Annotated in this window: 16 protein-coding genes and 1 pseudogene; 14 read left to right on the forward strand and 3 right to left on the reverse strand. The window is 54.8% G+C overall.

From position 1 onward, the window contains the following. Nucleotide 1: 1 nt before the first annotated feature. The 3 genes from AAGQ96_RS03245 to AAGQ96_RS03255 are packed head-to-tail and all read left to right on the forward strand — an operon-like array spanning nt 2 to nt 5,456. Nucleotides 2-4,672, forward strand: a complete 4,671-nt coding sequence (locus AAGQ96_RS03245; protein ID WP_342754839.1) for an RHS repeat-associated core domain-containing protein — start codon at nt 2-4, stop codon at nt 4,670-4,672. Further along, nucleotides 4,669-5,007: a hypothetical protein gene (locus tag AAGQ96_RS03250; RefSeq protein ID WP_342754840.1), complete on the forward strand. Its 339-nt coding sequence runs from the start codon at nt 4,669-4,671 to the stop codon at nt 5,005-5,007. The genes AAGQ96_RS03245 and AAGQ96_RS03250 overlap by 4 nt, the downstream gene beginning before the upstream one ends. A gap of 2 nt (nt 5,008-5,009) precedes the next feature. Then, nucleotides 5,010-5,456 carry an NADAR family protein gene (locus AAGQ96_RS03255; protein WP_342754841.1) on the forward strand — a complete coding sequence of 149 codons (447 nt, stop codon included), beginning with the start codon at nt 5,010-5,012 and terminating at the stop codon, nt 5,454-5,456. 245 nt (nt 5,457-5,701) lie between these two features. Here the strand turns inward: AAGQ96_RS03255 and AAGQ96_RS03260 are convergent, their stop codons facing one another. After that, nucleotides 5,702-6,115, reverse strand: a complete 414-nt coding sequence (locus AAGQ96_RS03260) for a hypothetical protein (protein WP_342754842.1) — start codon at nt 6,113-6,115, stop codon at nt 5,702-5,704. Nucleotides 6,116-6,227: 112 nt separating this feature from the next. Continuing rightward, nucleotides 6,228-7,094, reverse strand: a complete 867-nt coding sequence (gene yghU / locus AAGQ96_RS03265; RefSeq protein ID WP_147194994.1) for a glutathione-dependent disulfide-bond oxidoreductase — start codon at nt 7,092-7,094, stop codon at nt 6,228-6,230. Between the two features lie 184 nt (nt 7,095-7,278). Here yghU and AAGQ96_RS03270 point away from each other — a divergent pair, with 184 nt between their 5' ends. From AAGQ96_RS03270 to AAGQ96_RS03320, 11 genes and pseudogenes are all read left to right on the forward strand, one after another. After that, nucleotides 7,279-7,935 (forward strand): DNA-3-methyladenine glycosylase I, encoded by a 657-nt coding sequence (locus AAGQ96_RS03270; protein ID WP_147194996.1) that lies wholly within the window; start codon nt 7,279-7,281, stop codon nt 7,933-7,935. A gap of 204 nt (nt 7,936-8,139) precedes the next feature. Beyond that, a complete protein-coding gene (prfC, locus tag AAGQ96_RS03275; protein ID WP_342754843.1) occupies nt 8,140-9,729 on the forward strand; it encodes a peptide chain release factor 3 in 1,590 nt (529 codons plus the stop codon). Between the two features lie 331 nt (nt 9,730-10,060). After that, nucleotides 10,061-10,672, forward strand: coding sequence for a molecular chaperone OsmY (gene osmY / locus AAGQ96_RS03280; protein WP_147195000.1), 612 nt, complete (start codon nt 10,061-10,063; stop codon nt 10,670-10,672). A gap of 139 nt (nt 10,673-10,811) precedes the next feature. After that, on the forward strand, nt 10,812-10,973 hold the full coding sequence (locus tag AAGQ96_RS03285) for a DUF1328 domain-containing protein (protein ID WP_071995405.1): 162 nt from the start codon (nt 10,812-10,814) through the stop codon (nt 10,971-10,973). A gap of 189 nt (nt 10,974-11,162) precedes the next feature. After that, nucleotides 11,163-12,203 (forward strand): patatin-like phospholipase family protein, encoded by a 1,041-nt coding sequence (locus tag AAGQ96_RS03290; RefSeq protein WP_342754844.1) that lies wholly within the window; start codon nt 11,163-11,165, stop codon nt 12,201-12,203. Beyond that, a complete protein-coding gene (locus AAGQ96_RS03295; protein WP_147195003.1) occupies nt 12,200-12,973 on the forward strand; it encodes a TatD family hydrolase in 774 nt (257 codons plus the stop codon). The genes AAGQ96_RS03290 and AAGQ96_RS03295 overlap by 4 nt, the downstream gene beginning before the upstream one ends. Nucleotides 12,974-13,264: 291 nt before the next feature. Next, nucleotides 13,265-14,044 (forward strand): deoxyribose-phosphate aldolase, encoded by a 780-nt coding sequence (deoC, locus tag AAGQ96_RS03300; RefSeq protein WP_147195005.1) that lies wholly within the window; start codon nt 13,265-13,267, stop codon nt 14,042-14,044. Nucleotides 14,045-14,171: 127 nt separating this feature from the next. Further along, a complete protein-coding gene (gene deoA, locus AAGQ96_RS03305; protein WP_147195007.1) occupies nt 14,172-15,494 on the forward strand; it encodes a thymidine phosphorylase in 1,323 nt (440 codons plus the stop codon). A gap of 58 nt (nt 15,495-15,552) precedes the next feature. After that, nucleotides 15,553-16,776 carry a phosphopentomutase gene (deoB, locus tag AAGQ96_RS03310; RefSeq protein WP_147195009.1) on the forward strand — a complete coding sequence of 408 codons (1,224 nt, stop codon included), beginning with the start codon at nt 15,553-15,555 and terminating at the stop codon, nt 16,774-16,776. Nucleotides 16,777-16,835: 59 nt separating this feature from the next. Continuing rightward, on the forward strand, nt 16,836-17,555 hold the full coding sequence (gene deoD, locus AAGQ96_RS03315; protein WP_147195012.1) for a purine-nucleoside phosphorylase: 720 nt from the start codon (nt 16,836-16,838) through the stop codon (nt 17,553-17,555). A 154-nt stretch (nt 17,556-17,709) separates the two neighbouring features. Next, nucleotides 17,710-17,892: pseudogene (locus tag AAGQ96_RS03320) on the forward strand (transcriptional regulator); the annotation flags it as partial. Nucleotides 17,893-17,947: 55 nt separating this feature from the next. Here the strand turns inward: AAGQ96_RS03320 and AAGQ96_RS03325 are convergent. After that, nucleotides 17,948-18,607 (reverse strand): YtjB family periplasmic protein, encoded by a 660-nt coding sequence (locus AAGQ96_RS03325; RefSeq protein ID WP_147200512.1) that lies wholly within the window; start codon nt 18,605-18,607, stop codon nt 17,948-17,950. Nucleotides 18,608-18,630: the final 23 nt, after the last annotated feature.

An 18,630-nucleotide genomic window follows, 5' to 3' on the forward strand; every position in this document is an offset into this window, starting at 1 on the left:
TATGTCCGATCTGACAGCTGCACGTATCGACGATCCCTTAGTGCACAGCTCGGCGCTGGGCGACCTGGTAAGCGGCCTGGTTGAAGGCGCTATTTATGGTGGCATCCTGGCGGGTGCAACTTTACTGTTTGCCGTCAATCCGTTTGCTGGCGTGGCCGTGGGCGCAGCGGCAATGGTAGGCGCAATGGCCTCAGGCTATCCCGAAAAGCTTGGCAACGCGGCCAGCAGCGCCGTGGATGGATTACTGGACACGCTGGGCATGCGGGGGCCGCCGGATGCGATAATTACCAGCGGCTCGGAAAACGTCAACATCATGGGAAAACCGGCCGCGCGTGCAGCGGGTACGGTTAGCCACGCCTGGCTTAATTCTCCTGCCGCGAGCAGCGAAGAGGAACCTGGCGCACTTGATATCGCCATGGCGATGGCTGGCGGCATCGCTTCGGCCATTCGTCATCCGGGCGATACCCTCAGCGCAGCACTGGATAAGGTCAGCCATATTAGCGGGGAATCGGTAAAAAACTGGTTTGGTGGAGTCTGGGACGATCTGATTCAGCCGACCGTCGCCAGCGCCAGCCCTTACGCCACGCCCGCCAGCAAAGATACCGTCGCCTGCACCAAAGGGCATCTGGCGGAAAGCGTGAACTTCCTGGCAGAAGGCTCGAAAAAAGTGCTGATCAACGGCCATCCTGCCGCACGTAACGGCGATCGCAGCACCTGCGAAGCGACTGTTCAGGTAAGTGAAAACCCACGCGTGCGTATCGGCGGCGACAGCGTAGTGGTGCGCGATATTCGCAGCGGCAAAAACATGCTGGCTTATTTTATTGGTGGGCTGCTGAGCACCGGCGGCATCGCTAAGGAAGGGGCGAAGCTTCTCGAACAGCTGTTTTCCCGCGTCGCTGCCCGCCGCGCTCTGCGGCAGATCGCCTGTACTGTTGCTGCCAGCGCTGCGGGTGAAGCCACCAGTGCAGCCGCGAGTGGAGCCGTTGCCGCCGTTGCCATGCAAAGCGCGCATCCGGTTAATTACGCAACCGGTGCGAAGATCCTCGCGGGCCAGGAGGATCTCGATTTCATGCTGGAGGATCGGATCCCGCTTTTCTGGCAGCGCATTTATCACAGCCGCAATCTGACCACCGGCATGTTAGGCACCGGCTGGATGCTGCCGTTTGAAACCCGGTTAATCCGGTTTAAGCACGATGACGGCACGATCCAGTTTGCCTGGCGTGATGTGACCGGGCAGGAGCTGGGCCTGGGCGAAATCGCGCCGGGTGACGTTGTCCGCTTCGACGAGGAAGGCTTTACGCTTTTCTGCTCGCTTCAGGGCGTGATTGTGATGCAGACCGCACAGGGCGAGTTTCATCTCTACGAGCCGGATCCGGCTCGCGAAGGCGAGTGGCGCATCGGCCGCATTTACGATCGTCACGAGAACTGCCAGCACTTCAGCTGGAACGAGGCGGGGCAGCTGGTCAGCATCTCCGGCGATAACGAAGCGCTGGACGTGCGCCTGAGCTACGAGCCGGTGCACGGCAGGCTGGCGGCGGTCCATCAGGTGGTGGCAGACGAGCTGCGTCCGCTGGTGCACTACGCCTGGAGCCCGCAAGGGCAGCTGATTTCGGTGAAGGATGCCGACGGTATCGAGACCCGCCGCTTCAGCTGGGATCGCGCCAGCGATCTGATGGCCTCGCACAGCTATGCCACCGGCCTGACCGTGGAATATCAGTGGCAGCCTGCCCGCGATCCGCGCTACTGGCGCGTCACCGAATATCAGGTGCTGGACGGGGCGCGCAACTGCCTGGAGCACTGGCTGATCGATGCCGACGAGCAGGATCGCAGCGCGACCGTGACCTGCTTCTCCGGCGGCACCACGCAGCACCGCTGGGACGAACTTTGTCGCATCACCGACTATACCGACAGCTATGGCGCACGCTGGCACTGGCGCTGGGCGGAGCACGGCGAGCTGCTGATGGCCACGCACGAGCCGGGCGACAGGCTCTGGCAGTACGGCTACGACGAGCGCGCTAACCTGACGATGGTGCGCGATCCGGCGGGCCGCACGACGCTGACCACCTGGCATCCGTCGTTCGCCTTCCCGGTGAAGGAAGTGCAGCCCGACGGCGCGGTCTGGCAGTATCAGTACAACGCCGCCGGTGACGTGGTGGCGGTAACCGATCCGCTGAACGGCACCAGCCGGTTTACGTGGAACGATCGGGGCGATCTGCTGACGCGCACCGACGCGCTGGAGAACACGCACCGCTTCTGGTGGAACGAACGCGGGCAGATGACGCGCGACGAGGACTGTTCCGGCAACCCGAGCAGCCGCATTTACGATGACGCAGGCAGGCTGCTGAGCCAGACGGATGCGGAAGGCAACACCACGCGCTGGCGCTGGAGCGCGGCGGGACGGTTGCAGTGCCTGACGCGTCCCGACGGTCGCACAACCGAATATGAATATGATGCCGCCGGGATGCTGACCGGCGAGAACATCGATGGCTTCTCGGAGCGCAGCGTGACGCGCAACGCGCGCGGGCAGATCGTCACCGAAACCGATCCGGCGGGGCACAGGACCCGCTGGCAGTACGATCGTTTTGGCCGGCCGATCGCGCTGATCAATCCGAATCAGGATCGCTGGCAGTTTGAGTACGACAACAGCGAGCGGCTGATCGCGCAGATCGACTGGGCGGGACGGCGCAGGAGCTACGGCTACGACGCGCTGGGCCGCGTGGCGGAGATTGTGCAGCATCCTCTGAGCGGTGACGGCGAGGCTGAGCGCTCTGCCAGCAGCGGTGTTACAGAGAAGGCCGCCTGGCAGTCCGCGCTTTCTGAACCGGCAGCTGACCAGCCTCACGTGACCCGTTTTGAATACGACGCGGTAAACCGCCTGACGGCGAAAACCACCGCGCAGCACCGCACCGAATATCACTACGGCGACCGCGGCGTAACGGTGAAGAAGATGCCGCTGGCGGCGTGGCTGAGCGCGCAGGCGGAAGGACGGGAAGTCACCGACTTCGAGATGCTGAGCTTCACCAGCGACGCGCTGGGTAATCTGCTCGCGGAAGAGAACAGTGGCGGCCTTATCGCACATCAGTACGACGCGCTGGGCAACCTTACCTCGACCACGCTGCCGGACGGGCGCGAGCTGAGCTGCCTGCGCTACGGCACCGGGCATCTGTTGCAGATGAACCTGAAGCACGGCGGCAGGCGCCATGAAATCGCCGGTTATCAGCGCGACAGGCTGCACCGCGAAACCGGGCGTACCCAGGGCGCGCTGCATCAGGAAACGCGCTACGACCCGGCGGGCCGCATCGTGATGCGGCGCAGCGGCTTCAGCGGGCGCAACGCCGTGGTGTTTGAGCGGCGCTACCGCTGGGACCGTCTTGACCAGGTGATGCAGCAGCTGGTGACCGACGGCAGTACGGGGCAGCGCGAGTGGGCGAACCAGCAGCAGCGCTTCGGCTACGACGCGGCGGGCCAGGTGACGCGCGAGGTACGGCCGTTTAAGGAAGAGCACTTCACGTGGGACGCGGCCGGAAATCAGACGGATAAACCGGGCGATATCGTCTGGCACAACCTGCTGAAAAGGCTGAAGGGCGCGCGCTGGCGCCACGACGGCTTTGGCCGGATGACGTGGCGCAGGGCCGCTGAAGGCGCGCCGGAGCAGCACTTTACTTATGATGACGAGCACCGGGTCACGGAGGTGCGCTTTGACGGCGACCGTGAATATATCCGGGCGGAGTACCGCTACGACGCGCTGGGCCGCCGCACGCAGAAAATCCTGCACCGCCACGGGAAAGACGCGGAAACGATAAGCTTCCTGTGGAGCGGATTACGGATGGTGGGCGAAAGCAGCAGCCTTCAGCCTGCACGCAACACGCAGTACATCTACAGCGAGGGCAGCTGGGAGCCGGTTGCAAGAGTCGACAGCATTGGCGGGCAGTCGGAGACCTTCTGGTACCACACCGAACTGAATGGTTTACCCGAACGCATGACCGACGAGCGGGGCGAGGTGGTGTGGCGAGGCCGGTTCTCCACCTGGGGCGAAACGGAGCGGGAAAACAGCACGGGCTTCCAGGCGGTGCAGCAGAACCTGCGGTTCCAGGGCCAGTACCTGGACAGAGAAACGGGCCTTCATTACAATATTTTCAGGTATTACGATCCGGTCGGCGGGCGGTTTACGCAGGTTGACCCTATTGGGTTAGCGGGTGGGTTGAATACTTATGCTTATGTGGGCGATCCGCTGGTCTGGGTTGATCCGCTGGGTTTGAGTCCTTGTAGTTCAGGGAAGAATGGTAATATTGTTTATCGAGCTCTTACACGAGAAGATGCGGAGCGGATTGCCGCAGGGAAATCTATTCAAGGTAAAGCTATGGATGGAACTTGGACTGCGGCAGAACATGTAGCGAATGCATCTACGGACAAGACTCTTACAGGCGGTGCTTTAAAAAATAGCCCTTGGATCTCAACTACTAAACTAGATCATATAGCTAGAGGGTACGATAGCGGTAACGGTATAGTGGCTATTGATTTAGATAAAGTTTCTTCATTCAAGGTACAGGTTTGGGAGCATGCGCCGAGAGTAAATGGTGAAAGTGGGCTACCTTATCATCGTTCGATTTGGGCGCAAGAAGTAACTATTTTCCAAGAAATTCCAAGCTCAGCCATACTAGGATTTTTATGATGATTAATCAAAATGATTTATTGCTAAATCTTAAAAACAAGACTACTGATTTTGCATATCCTTTAACACTTGAGGGAGTTTTCCTTGAGGATAAATACGAAGATCTTTTAAGCTTTGTTATCATTCTAACAACCCAGTTAAAAGATGAAGATTATATTCTTAAAGGGATTCTAATTGAGCTGAGGCTGACTATATCAGCTATGGAAAATTTTCAGGGGCGCTATCAGAAAGATAAAATTGAAAATAAAATATCAAAAGTAGAGAAAATATTTGGATGCCTTGTTTCTGGTGAGGTTTATGGTGATAGAGTTCCAGGAGTTCCAAGGATAATATAATTATGAGCAATATTTTATTTTACCGAGTTTCAGATGATTTCGGATTTTTTTCTAATTTTTCTAAATATGGTTTTGAACTAGAAGGTCACTACTGGCCTACTGTAGAACATTATTTTCAGTCTAAGAAATTTGATGATGAAAAAATAAAGAATAAAATCAGGCTGATGTCTTCACCCATGGATGCTGCGTTAATGGGGCGGAATAGAAAAAATCCATTAGTAAATAATTGGGAATTGATTAAAGATGATGTTATGAGAGCCGCTGTTTTTGAAAAGTTTTTTCAAAATCATGACATTAGAGATTTATTATTGTCTACTGGGGATGTTGAAATAGTGGAACATACAAAAAATGATAGTTACTGGGGTGACGGGGGCGATGGTAAAGGGAAAAATATGCTCGGTATAATTATTATGGAAGTAAGAGGTAAGCTTAGAGGCATATCTTACTAACTTAATAGCCAGTAGATTAAATTAACCCATTGGCTTTTTAAAAAATCGTTCATAAAAAATTATTTTGTATAAAAACATTTGTATATTGGTAAGATTTACAAAGATGAAAGCACCACCGGACATTGATCGCAACACGCAGTATAATTTTGGAACAGCATTAATGTTTCTTCGTAAATGTAGCTGCCAGTATCAGCCAAACAGCATCTTCAGTTTCGTAGCCTCTTGCCAGCGATCATCACGGCAACCTAATCATCGGTAGGCTTTTTCTGATGGTATAGGACGAGTTTCATCTTTACGAGCCGGATCCGGTTCGCGAAGGCGAGTGGTGCACCGTCCTTATTTACGATCGCTATAAGAGCTGCCAGCGCTTCAGTTGGGATCGCGGCAGCGATCTGATGGCCTCGCACAGCTATGCCACCGGCCTGACCGTGGAATATCAGTGGCAGCCTGCCCGCGATCCGCGCTACTGGCGCGTCACCGAATATCAGGTGCTGGACGGGGCGCGCAACTGCCTGGAGCACTGGCTGATCGATGCAGACGAGCAGGATCGCAGCGCGACCGTGACCTGCTTCTCCGGCGGCACCAGTAGCCCGCTGCTGAACAAATTCTGCCGAAGCCAGAACAACACCGTCCTGCGTAACCTCTTCCAGGAAATACATTTAATCGTTACCCGGAATGCGGTGAACCAGCAGGATGTCGCCTTCATTCATCGTCCGATCAAATTTAAGGGCACCGTTAAGATGCCCTTTCTGCTTTTTATTGTTAACCGAATTACTTCGCCAGTTTGTCTTCTGTCTTCAGGTCAAAATCGGAAGCATCGTGACGCTCGCGCAGCTGTTCAGCGGGCTCTCCCCAGGTACGATTCACGATACGGCCGCGCTGTACGGCAGGGCGCTGTGCAACTTCATCTGCCCAGCGTTGCAGATTTTTATACGAACCGGCATCGAGGAACTCAGCGGCATTATACAGCTGGCCTTTAACCAGTGCGCCATACCATGGCCAGATGGCGATATCGGCAATGGTGTAGTCTTCACCGGCAATATAACGGTGTTCGGCCAGCTGGCGATCCAGCAGATCCAGCTGACGCTTGGCTTCCATGGTGAAGCGATCGATAGCGTATTCAATTTTCTCCGGCGCATAGTTATAAAAATGGCCAAAGCCGCCGCCCAGGTAAGGCGCAGAACCCTGCAACCAGAACAGCCAGTTCAGGGTTTCGGTACGACCAGCCGGATCTTTCGGCAGGAAGTGACCATATTTTTCCGCGAGATACAGCAGGATTGCGCCTGACTCAAAGACGCGGGTTGGCGGCGTGGTGGAAACATCCAGCAGCGCCGGGATTTTGGAGTTCGGGTTCACATCGACAAAACCTGAGGTAAATTGTTCGCTCTCGCCGATGCGGATCAGATGGGCATCATATTCCGCATCGTTAACGTTCAGTGCCAATAGCTCTTCCAGCAGGATTGTCACTTTCTGGCCGTTCGGCGTGCCCATGGAATAAAGCTGTAAAGGATGAATGCCTACTGGCAATGTTGCCTCGGTGCGCGCGCCCGCTGTCGGACGGTTGATGCTGCCCCAGGTGCCGCCAGCTTCTTTATTCTCTGACCAGACTTTGGCTGGTTGATAGTCGTTATTGCTCATCAAATTTTCCCTTTCATGGTTAGGTAGCGAATACTGACGTCTCGCCGTTAATGGTCTAAAAATAGCGGTGAATACCGGATAAAACCAAAAGCGGTTGTTACAGCTGATGTCAGATATAGCACTGGCGCACGGTCAACGTTTATCCGCAAAGAGCACACCGCAACAATTGAGAGGGAGCTAACAGATGGACGAGCACTATCTTGCTGACCTGAAACAGGCCGGACTGACCCTGACCGACGATGGTCGGGTTTGCTGTTACTGGCAGCCATCAATGCCGGATTATCATGATAATGAATGGGGCAAGCCGGTGGTGGACGACCGGCGGCTATATGAAAAAGTGTGTCTGGAAGGTTTTCACTCCGGCATGTCCTGGCAGCTGATTTACAACAAGCGAGAGAACTTTCGCCGCGCTTTTCAGGATTTTGATTTTTATCAGGTGGCTAAATTTACCGATGACGATGTCGCCAGGCTGATGGCGGATAAAAGCATCGTGCGTAACCGGGCCAAGATCCTCTCAGCGATTAATAACGCGCAGCGAGCCATTGAGCTGGTGGAAGAGGCCGGATCGCTGGCGGCGTGGTTTTGGCAGTTTGAACCAAAAGAGGAAGATCGTCCGGCGACCGTGGATCTGGAATACTGGCAGAATGCCAAAACCTCCCCGGAAGCAACGCGGTTATCCAAAGCGTTGAAAAAACGAGGGTGGAGCTGGGTTGGCCCTGTCACCATCTACTCGCTGATGCAGGCGCTTGGCATGATCAACGATCATATTGAGGGCTGCCAGTGCCGGGAAAATTTTGAGCAGGCGCGTGAGAATCTGCGCCGCCCGCAGCCAGAAAAGTGAGTACACTGCCGCATAATCATTGCAAAAACCGCAGGAAAAGCGCTGAGCTTTCCGGCACGTCTTCCATTTCCCTGAATCAGGTGGCGTTGTGGATTGTGTATGACGCCCGGATCGGCGAAAATGCGGGCCATTGATGATTAATCGCCTGTGAAAGTCTTTGCGCGGTCTGCGTAACGATGGCACAGCACCACACAGAGTTTGTTCATGTCAAATGCACCTTTTATGCAAGAGGTGGCTCGTCGCCGCACTTTTGCCATTATCTCTCACCCGGATGCGGGTAAAACCACCATCACCGAAAAGGTGTTGCTGTTCGGACAGGCGATTCAGACCGCCGGTACGGTTAAAGGACGTGGCTCTAACCAGCACGCTAAATCCGACTGGATGGAGATGGAAAAGCAGCGTGGTATTTCAATCACTACCTCGGTGATGCAGTTCCCGTATCGCGACAGCCTGGTCAACCTGTTGGATACCCCGGGCCATGAAGACTTCTCCGAAGATACCTATCGTACTCTGACGGCGGTGGACTGCTGCCTGATGGTTATCGATGCCGCGAAAGGCGTTGAGGATCGCACCCGTAAGCTGATGGAAGTTACCCGTCTGCGCGACACGCCGATCCTGACCTTTATGAACAAGCTGGACCGTGATATCCGCGATCCAATGGAAGTGCTGGATGAGGTGGAAAGCGAGCTGAAAATCGCCTGCGCGCCGATCACCTGGCCTATTGGCTGCGGCAAGCTGTTTAAAGGGGTTTATCACCTTTATAAAGATGAAACCTATCTTTATCAGACCGGGAAAGGCCATACCATTCAGGAAGTTCGCATCGTTAAAGGGCTGGATAACCCGGATCTCGACGCTGCAATCGGTGAGGAGCTGGCGGCACAGCTGCGCGAAGAGCTGGAGCTGGTGCAGGGCGCTTCTCACGAATTTGAGAAAGAAGCCTTCCTGGCAGGCCAGTTGACCCCGGTGTTCTTCGGTACCGCGCTGGGTAACTTTGGCGTGGATCATATGTTGGATGGCCTGGTTGACTGGGCGCCTTCACCAATGCCACGTGAGACCGATGTACGTACCGTTACCGCCGCCGACGATAAATTCACCGGCTTCGTTTTTAAAATTCAGGCGAACATGGATCCGAAACACCGCGACCGCGTAGCGTTCCTGCGTGTGGTCTCCGGCAAGTACGAAAAAGGCATGAAGCTGCGCCAGGTTCGTCTGGGCAAGGATGTAGTGATTGCCGATGCGCTGACCTTTATGGCCGGTGACCGTTCGCACGTGGAAGAAGCCTATCCAGGCGATATTATCGGCCTGCATAATCATGGCACCATCCAGATCGGCGATACCTTTACCCAGGGTGAAAACATGAAGTTCACCGGTATTCCGAACTTCGCGCCGGAGCTGTTCCGTCGCATTCGCCTGCGTGACCCACTGAAGCAGAAACAGTTACTGAAAGGGTTGGTGCAGCTGTCAGAAGAGGGCGCGGTGCAGGTCTTCCGTCCGGTTCACAACAACGATCTGATCGTAGGTGCAGTGGGTGTGCTGCAGTTCGACGTGGTGGTTGCGCGTCTGAAAAGCGAGTACAACGTTGAGGCGATTTACGAGTCGGTAAACGTTTCTACTGCCCGCTGGGTAGAGTGCAAAGACGCGAAGAAATTTGAAGAGTTCCAGCGTAAAAACGAAGTGAACCTGGCGCTGGATGGCGGTGATAACCTGACCTACATCGCGCCGACCATGGTAAACCTCAATATTACTCAGGAACGTTATCCTGAGGTGGTGTTCCGCAAAACGCGCGAACATTAATCCTCTGCAAATCGGTGTGGCGCTCTACGGCGCTCACCTTTTGCCCTGTTTTGGAAGCGATGCTCTGGCATCGCTTTTTTTATGCCGTTTTCGCTTCATCCGTGCCTGCGCGTCTTGTTACAGACTCATCTTAAAAAACCTCTGATTTGAGCATTTTTCCAACATATCAATCACAAGCGGCGGTGAAATCCAGATTAGCGTCTATATTTAAATTCAACAGGACGCAATACATGCGGCGCGGTTGCTGCAACGCCTGATTACTGCAGTCACGCCGTTTGTGGCTGAAAGCTCACAGTTGTGAGTGCATCACACATGAAGAAGGATGAGATCGATGAACAAGACTAAGATTGCTAAAACTCTGATGGCTGCTCTGGTAGGTTCTGCACTGATTGGTGGTACTGCTATGGCAGAAGATACCGCTACGCCTAAAGTGCAGTCCACTACTGACTCCGCGGGTTCCAAAATCGATAGTTCTATGAAAAAAGTCGGTGGATACATGGATGACAGCGGTGTTACTGCCAAGGTGAAAGCTGCCCTGGTTGATAACGACGCGATAAAAAGTACGGATATCTCAGTCAAAACCCACAGCGGTGTTGTTACCCTGAGCGGTTTTGTGACGTCGCAGGATCAGGCCGAACTGGCTGTTGATGCGGCGAAAAAAGTTGAGGGTGTTAAATCCGTCAGTGACAAACTACACGTAAAAGACAGCACGAAAGCCAGCGTCAGCGGCTATGCCGGTGATGCAGCAACGACCAGCGAAATCAAAGCTAAACTGTTAGCGGACAGCAATGTGCCATCCCGTCATGTGAAAGTGGAAACCACCAACGGTGTGGTTCAGCTTTCCGGTACGGTGAAAACTCAGGCAGAGTCCGATCGTGCAGAAGGCATTGCTAAAGCTATCGAGGGCGTAAAAAGCGTGAAAAACGACCTTACGGTTAAATAATCGCGCTGGTGCGGGCCGCTTCCGGAGTGAAGCGGTTCGTGTCAAAACATTGCAGGACCATAAAGTCAGCTATGCCGAACTCAGGCAGAAATCAATAACACGAGCTGTTCGATTTTTAATATAGGGTAAGGAGAGGCTTATGTTTCGTTGGGGCATTATTTTTCTGGTTATCGCACTTATCGCTGCGGCGTTAGGTTTTGGTGGTCTGGCAGGTACAGCCGCATGGGCAGCTAAAATTGTCTTTGTAGTGGGTATCATCATCTTCCTGATCAGCCTGTTTACCGGCCGCAAGAAGTTATAGCCGGACGGTTAGCGCCAACCAGCCAACAATAGCCCGGGCCATCCGGTGCTGTTGCAAGGAAAACAAACGGGCTGAATACAGCCCGTTTGCATGCATAAAGCAATTCACAACAAAACCGCAACAAGCGTCAAACGCTGCCGTTTCGATACGCGTATCCTTTTTTTACCTTCTTCCGACAGGATACCAACATTGGGCCAGCGCATTCCCGTTTCACTCGGCAATATTGCGCCGCTGGCGCTCACGCCTTTTCACCCCGGCAAACTGGCGCTGGTCTGTGAGGGCGGGGGGCAGCGTGGTATCTTCACCGCAGGCGTGCTGGACGAGTTTCAGCGAGCCGGCTTCAATCCCTTTGATTTGCTGCTTGGCACCTCTGCGGGTGCGCAAAATCTGTCAGCCTATATTTGCGGCCAGGCGGGCTATGCTCGTCGGGTGATCACGCGTTATACCACCAGTAAACTTTTTTTTAATCCTCTGCGCTTTGTTCGTGGCGGCCATCTGATCGATCTGGACTGGCTGGTAGAAACGACGGCAAAAGAGTTCCCGCTGGCGATAACGGCGGGTGAAAAGAGGTTTGCTGAAGGACGCGAATTCTATATGTGTGCCTGCCGCAGTGATGATTTCACGCCCGGTTACTTTGCGCCGACCGCGGCAAACTGGCTGGAAATCATTAAAGCCTCCAGCGCCATTCCCGGTATGTATCGGCCGGGTGTTGACCTTGACGGCATCAGTTACCTGGATGGTGGCGTCAGCGATGCGATTCCCGTGCGTGAAGCCGCGCGTCGCGGTGCGGAAACGATTGTGGTGATCCGCACTGTTCCTCCACAAATGAATTACATGCCGCAGTGGCTTAAACGCGCCGAGCACTGGCTTAGCGACGGCGCACTCCAGCCGCTGGTAAACATCCTTCAGCTGCACGAAGAAAGCTATCACCAGACACAGCAGTTTATTAACAATCCGCCCGGCAAACTGAATATTATCGAAATCTTCCCGCCACGCGCGCTGGCAAGCAGGGCGCTGGGTAGCCGTATTGCCTCGCTAAATCAGGATTATCATTTGGGACGTCGTTCCGGTCGCTACTTCCTGGCTACAATAGGGCAGTGGCTGAGTCCGGGGGACTCGCTGCTTAAACCGCCTGTCCTGCCCGCCGTTCCCGTGGCAAATGAACCGAGTATCACTCTTGATCCGCTGGCAGGCAGTGATGCAGATTACGATAAAGGATCGCTGGCATGACGACGTTCGTCGATACCCACTGTCATTTTGACTTCGCGCCGTTTAGCGGCAACGAAGCGGAAAGCCTGCGTCTGGCCGCGGCGGCGGGCGTGGAGAAAATCATCGTGGTCGGCGTTGCGGCAGATCGTTTTGCTGGCGTAATGGCGCTGGCCGATCGTTGGGCGCCTTTGTATGCCGCACTGGGCACGCATCCAATGGCGATTGCACAGCATGAAGACGCGCATCTTCAACAGCTGGAAGCTTACCTGAAGCAACAACCGGAAAAGCTGGTGGCGATCGGCGAAATCGGCCTGGATCTTTATATTGAAGATCCGCAGTTTGATAAGCAGCAGGCGGTGCTGGACGCCCAGTTACGGCTGGCAAAGCACTATAACCTGCCGGTAATCCTGCATTCACGCCGTACTCACGATAAGCTTGCTATGCACCTTCGCAAACTCGATCTGCCCGCCTGTGGCGTGGTTCATGGCTTTGCGGGTAGCGAGCAGCAGGCGCAGGCGTTTATCCGTGCAGGCTATGCCATCGGCGTTGGCGGCACCATCACCTATGAGCGTGCGAGCAAAACCCGCAATGCGATTTCGCGTTTGCCGCTTACCTCGCTGCTGCTGGAAACCGATTCGCCGGATATGCCGTTGCAGGGATTCCAGGGCGCGCCTAACCGGCCTGAACGGATACGTAACGTCTGGCAAAGCCTGTGTGAAATTCGTGATGAATCGCCGCAGGAAATTGCCGAAACCCTGCGTGAAAACACCCGCAGGATTTTTCGGATTTAAAACAACGGGCAAATTTCTGAAGCTGCCTTCCGGTTTACGCCTTCCACCCCGACTCTCCTTTCCGCCATCGGTTACAATGAAATGTTACTATCATAACATTTTTGTATGATGGCGTTTATCAGCGTTGTGTAAGCCGCTTTTTAGCGCGCCATTACGACAATCGGTGTGATTGTAGTCACAAATTTTATACAATTCATGCAATAGCTTTTTTATGAGTGTGAAAACCATCACGGATAATCGCCGGGATGGATGTTATTATTTTAACATTGCCAGTAATGTTTGGAGAAAATAATGAGTGATTTAACCGCAGCCGCCGTACGTGCGCTAAAACTGATGGATTTGACCACCCTGAATGATGACGATACTGAAGCGAAAGTTATCGCGCTCTGTCATCAGGCCAAATCTCCGGCTGGCAACACCGCCGCTATCTGTATCTATCCCCGTTTTATTCCCATTGCCCGCAAAACGCTGCGCGAGCAGGGCACGCCAGATATTCGCATTGCTACCGTCACCAACTTCCCACAGGGTAACGACGATATTGATATCGCGCTGGCGGAAACGCACGCGGCCATCGCTTACGGTGCCGACGAAGTGGACGTGGTGTTCCCTTATCGCGCCTTGATTGGCGGCAACGAAGAGATCGGTTTTGAGCTGGTTAGCGCCTGCAAAGAAGCCTGTGCCGATTCGGGTGTGCTGTTGAAAGTCATTATCGAAACCGGCGAGCTGAAATCAGCTGAACTGATCCGCAAAGCGTCGGAAATCGCCATCGCTGCCGGCGCCGATTTCATTAAAACGTCGACCGGAAAAGTGCCGGTTAACGCTACGCCGGAAGTGGCTGAAATCATGCTGCGCGTCATTGCTGACCAGGGCGTGAAGCATCAGGTTGGCTTTAAACCGGCGGGCGGCGTAAAAACCGCTGAAGATGCAGCCATCTACCTGAAGCTGGCCGATGACATTCTCGGTAGCGACTGGGCGGATGCGCGTCATTTCCGCTTTGGCGCTTCAAGCCTGTTAGCCAGCCTGCTGAATGCTGCCGGACATTCCTCCGCCAAAAGCGACTCGGCGTATTAAACGGGCGGTGAGTCAAGTCCACTCAGATTGCTGACACACTCACGGCACGCCACTGTTGGCTATTCAGCCTTGCGCTTTAACTTGCCCGGAGGGTATCCGTCCGGGCTGAAAATGACCAGGGGGCACCATGTTCCTGCCACAAGAAATTATCCGTAAAAAAAGGGATGGGCTGACGCTCACGGAAGAAGAGATCCGCTTTTTCATCAACGGCGTGCGTGACAATTCCGTGTCCGAAGGACAAATTGCCGCGCTGGCGATGACCATCTTTTTTCATGATATGACGCTGCCGGAGCGCGTGGCGCTGACCATGGCAATGCGCGACTCCGGTTCGGTGCTGAACTGGCAGGCGCTGGATCTCAGCGGGCCGGTGGTGGACAAACACTCTACCGGCGGCGTGGGCGACGTGACCTCGCTGATGCTGGGACCGATGGTGGCTGCCTGCGGCGGCTTTGTGCCAATGATTTCCGGGCGCGGTCTGGGTCATACTGGCGGCACGCTGGACAAGCTGGAAGCGATCCCTGGCTTTGATATCTTCCCCGACGACCAGGCGTTTCGCCGTATCATCAAAGAGGTTGGCGTGGCGATTATTGGCCAGACCAACTCGCTGGCTCCGGCCGACAAGCGTTTTTACGCCACGCGTGATATTACCGCGACGGTCGACTCTATTCCGCTAATCACTGCCTCAATTTTGGCGAAAAAGCTGGCCGAAGGGCTGGATGCGCTGGTGATGGATGTGAAGGTCGGCTCGGGCGCGTTTATGCCAACTTTTGAGAAATCTGAGCAGCTGGCGCAGGCGATCGTCGGCGTGGCAAACGGAGCAGGATGCAAAACGACAGCCTTGCTGACCGATATGAATCAGGTGCTGGCTTCCAGCGCCGGTAACGCGCTGGAAGTGCGTGAAGCGGTACGCTTCCTGACCGGTGAATACCGCAATCCGCGCCTGCTGGAAGTGACGATGGCACTGAGCGCCGAGATGCTGGTTTCCGGTGGGCTGGCGGTGGATAACAGCGATGCTGTCAACAAGCTTCAGGCGGTGCTGGATAACGGCCGCGCGGCGGAAGTGTTCGCCCGCATGGTGAAAGCGCAAAAAGGCCCGGCGGACTTTATTGAACGGCTGGACAGCTATCTGCCCGCGCCGATGCTCAGTAAAGCGGTTTACGCTGACAAGCCCGGCTTTATCAGCGCAATGGATACGCGGGCGCTGGGTATGGCGATTGTGACAATGGGCGGCGGTCGTCGTCGCGCCAGTGACGGCATCGACTACAGCGTCGGCTTTAGTGAGATGGCGCAGCTGGGGGATTATGCAGATAACCAGCGTCCGCTGGCGGTCATCCATGCTGCCAGCGAGGCGAGCTGGCAGGAAGCGGCCACGGCGGTAAAACAGGCCATATCCCTCAGCGACAGCACGCCGGCAAAGACGCCAGTTATCTGTCGCAGAATCACCGGATAACCGTCATACTACTCTGATCGATAAAATTTTAGCGCGTCGTAAGACGCAGGAGACCACGATGAAACGTGCATTTATTATGGTGCTCGATTCCTTCGGAATTGGGTCCAGTAAAGACGCTGACAAGTTTGGTGATGAAGGCTCCGATACGCTGGGACATATTGCTGAAGCTTGTTATAAGGGCGAAGCGGACGTAGGGCGCAAAGGGCCGCTGCATCTGCCGAACCTGACCGCTTTAGGGTTAGGCAAAGCGGCAGAAGAATCCACCGGCAGGTTCCCGCTGGGGCTGGATAAAGACGCGCAGATTATCGGCGCTTACGCTTATGCCAGCGAACTCTCATCCGGGAAAGATACGCCGTCAGGCCACTGGGAAATCGCCGGTGTTCCGGTGCTGTTCGACTGGGGTTACTTTACCGAGAAAGAAAACAGCTTCCCGCAGGCGCTGCTGGATGAGCTGGTGGAAAAGGCCGGTTTACCGGGCTATCTCGGCAACTGTCACTCTTCCGGCACGGTGATCCTCGACCAGTTGGGCGAGGAACATATGAAAACCGGCAAGCCGATTTTCTACACCTCTGCTGACTCCGTATTCCAGATCGCCTGTCATGAAGAGACGTTTGGCCTCGAACGCCTTTATGCGCTGTGCGAAATCGCCCGTGAAGCACTGACTGAAGGCGGCTATAACATTGGCCGCGTGATTGCGCGTCCATTCGTGGGCGATAAAGCCGGGCATTTTGAGCGTACCGGCAACCGTCACGATCTGGCCGTTGAACCGCCGTCACCGACCATTCTGAAAAAACTGGTTGATGAGCAGAAGGGTGAAGTGATCTCCGTTGGCAAAATCGCCGATATCTATGCTCACGTTGGCATTACGAAAAAAGTGAAGGCGACCGGACTGGACGCGCTGTTTGACGCCACGATTGAAGAGATGAAAATCGCGCCGGATAACAGCATCGTTTTCACTAACTTCGTCGATTTTGACTCCACCTGGGGGCACCGTCGCGATGTGCCGGGCTACGCGGGCGGTCTGGAACTGTTTGACCGTCGCCTGCCGCAGCTGATGGCGCTGGTGAAGGAGGGCGATATCCTGATCCTGACCGCCGACCACGGCTGCGACCCTACCTGGAAAGGCACGGAGCACACCCGTGAGCATATTCCGGTGCTGATCTACGGCCCGGGCGTTACGCCAGGCTCGCTGGGATATCGTGACACTTTTGCCGATATCGGTCAGACTATTGCAAACTATTTTGGCCTGACCCCCATGGAATATGGCAAAAGCATGCTGTAATCAGCGAAACGTAACATACCGGCGCGTCGACGCCGGTCAGAATAAGATAAGGAAAAAAGATGGCAACCCCTCATATTAACGCTGAAATGGGTGATTTCGCTGACGTTGTGCTGATGCCGGGCGATCCGCTACGCGCTAAACATATCGCAGAAACGTTTTTGCAGGATGCGGTAGAAGTGAACAACGTGCGCGGCATGTTGGGCTATACCGGCACTTATAAAGGCCGCAAGATTTCCGTCATGGGCCACGGTATGGGCATTCCTTCCTGCTCAATCTACGCTAAAGAACTGATCACTGAATTTGGCGTGAAAAAAATCATTCGTGTGGGTTCCTGCGGTGCCGTGCGCGAGGACGTGAAGCTGCGTGACATCGTGATTGGCATGGGTGCCAGCACCGATTCCAAAGTAAACCGTATGCGCTTCAAGGATCACGACTTTGCGGCAATCGCCGACTTCGAGATGGTGCGTAACGCAGTAGACGCGGCTAAAAACCTTGGCGTTGATGCGCGCGTTGGCAATATCTTCTCTGCGGATCTGTTCTACACGCCGGATCCACAGATGTTCGACGTAATGGAAAAATACGGCATTCTGGGCGTGGAAATGGAAGCGGCTGGAATTTACGGCGTGGCGGCAGAGTTTGGCGCAAAAGCGCTGGCAATCTGCACCGTGTCTGACCATATCCGTACTCACGAGCAGACCACGGCGGCAGAACGTCAGACCACGTTCAACGAGATGATCGAAATCGCGCTGGAATCTGTACTGCTGGGCGACAAAGCCTGATTTAATCGTACTCTCAACGCTGGCCGCTCCCTGGTCAGCGTTTCCCCTTCAGTATCTATTCACAACCACCTTAGGTTTTACAAAACTTTCCTTTTTTCTTATTAAGTTAAGTGATAATTATCTATTCACGAATCTATTCAAGAATCTATTCACTATGGCTGAAATTAGCGCACTACTTTTGCAAGGTCCGCTCGATGCGGCAACGCTAATGGCCCGGATCGGTATTAGCCAGGCGACGCTGTCACGCCTGATTTCCGCCCATCCTCAGATTATAAAATATGGCCGTGCACGGGCAACACGCTACGCTTTACTACGTCCATTAAGGCAGGAAAGCAAGGTAACGGTGAGTCTTTCTCCATCAGGTAATGATGCCGTCATCCGGCATCATCATTTCAGGATTTCTCTTTCACCGAAGGCTCGTCGCTCTCTTCGTCTTCTTTCACGGGATTATTGGCGGTCAGCAGGAATGGCGACTGCTGCCAGCGAGTGCGGCGGTCTCTGAGCAGCGTTCGGGTCAGGATAATTCCAATCGCCAACGCCAGCAGCATCATCAGACGCAGAATGTTGGTGGTGTTATCCACCTGTTTAGCTTCCGTGACCAGCACGTGCGTATCCAGCGTGACGCGCAGGAAGCCGCGTGGCCCGTCCGGGCTGTCCAGCGACTGCACCAGCTGATGGTTAAAGTAGCTGCCGGCCCGCTGGCCATCCAGCGCCAGCCTGTCGCGCACGTTAATCGTTTCACCGCTGTGCGCCAGCAGCGCCCCGGCATCGTCATAGACTGAAGCGTCCAGAATACGGCTCTCGCGGGTCAGCTGCGTCAGGATATCGACAATTTTCTGATGGTTATCATCACTGTTCTCCATCAGCGGCGACAGGCTGAATGCTACCTGCCGCGTTAACGTGCGGGCCAGCTCCTCAACCTGTTCGGAACGCGCCATTTGCCGCCCAAGGCTAAACCATGAGGCACCCTGCATCAGCACGACCAGCAGCGTCAGGCAGATCAGTACGATCGCGGTACGATGCAGGCGAAATTTCAGTTTGGCTTTGGCCATCATTACCCTTTAAAAATATCTAC

Origin of the sequence: Pantoea sp. MBD-2R, assembly GCF_039134845.1 — a bacterium.
Lineage (GTDB): Bacteria > Pseudomonadota > Gammaproteobacteria > Enterobacterales > Enterobacteriaceae > Erwinia.

Excerpts from the sequence above, each read along its gene's own strand:
- AAGQ96_RS03260 (WP_342754842.1), bottom strand. The coding sequence starts at position 6,115 with ATGTATTTCCTGGAAGAGGTTACGCAGGACGGTGTTGTTCTGGCTTCG.
- AAGQ96_RS03285 (WP_071995405.1), top strand. The coding sequence starts at position 10,812 with ATGTTTCGTTGGGGCATTATTTTTCTGGTTATCGCACTTATCGCTGCG.
- AAGQ96_RS03325 (WP_147200512.1), bottom strand. The coding sequence starts at position 18,607 with ATGGCCAAAGCCAAACTGAAATTTCGCCTGCATCGTACCGCGATCGTA.
- deoB (WP_147195009.1), top strand. The coding sequence starts at position 15,553 with ATGAAACGTGCATTTATTATGGTGCTCGATTCCTTCGGAATTGGGTCC.
- deoC (WP_147195005.1), top strand. The coding sequence starts at position 13,265 with ATGAGTGATTTAACCGCAGCCGCCGTACGTGCGCTAAAACTGATGGAT.
- osmY (WP_147195000.1), top strand. The coding sequence starts at position 10,061 with ATGAACAAGACTAAGATTGCTAAAACTCTGATGGCTGCTCTGGTAGGT.
- deoD (WP_147195012.1), top strand. The coding sequence starts at position 16,836 with ATGGCAACCCCTCATATTAACGCTGAAATGGGTGATTTCGCTGACGTT.
- AAGQ96_RS03270 (WP_147194996.1), top strand. The coding sequence starts at position 7,279 with ATGGACGAGCACTATCTTGCTGACCTGAAACAGGCCGGACTGACCCTG.
- AAGQ96_RS03295 (WP_147195003.1), top strand. The coding sequence starts at position 12,200 with ATGACGACGTTCGTCGATACCCACTGTCATTTTGACTTCGCGCCGTTT.
- AAGQ96_RS03255 (WP_342754841.1), top strand. The coding sequence starts at position 5,010 with ATGAGCAATATTTTATTTTACCGAGTTTCAGATGATTTCGGATTTTTT.
- deoA (WP_147195007.1), top strand. The coding sequence starts at position 14,172 with ATGTTCCTGCCACAAGAAATTATCCGTAAAAAAAGGGATGGGCTGACG.
- AAGQ96_RS03250 (WP_342754840.1), top strand. The coding sequence starts at position 4,669 with ATGATGATTAATCAAAATGATTTATTGCTAAATCTTAAAAACAAGACT.
- AAGQ96_RS03245 (WP_342754839.1), top strand. The coding sequence starts at position 2 with ATGTCCGATCTGACAGCTGCACGTATCGACGATCCCTTAGTGCACAGC.
- yghU (WP_147194994.1), bottom strand. The coding sequence starts at position 7,094 with ATGAGCAATAACGACTATCAACCAGCCAAAGTCTGGTCAGAGAATAAA.
- prfC (WP_342754843.1), top strand. The coding sequence starts at position 8,140 with ATGTCAAATGCACCTTTTATGCAAGAGGTGGCTCGTCGCCGCACTTTT.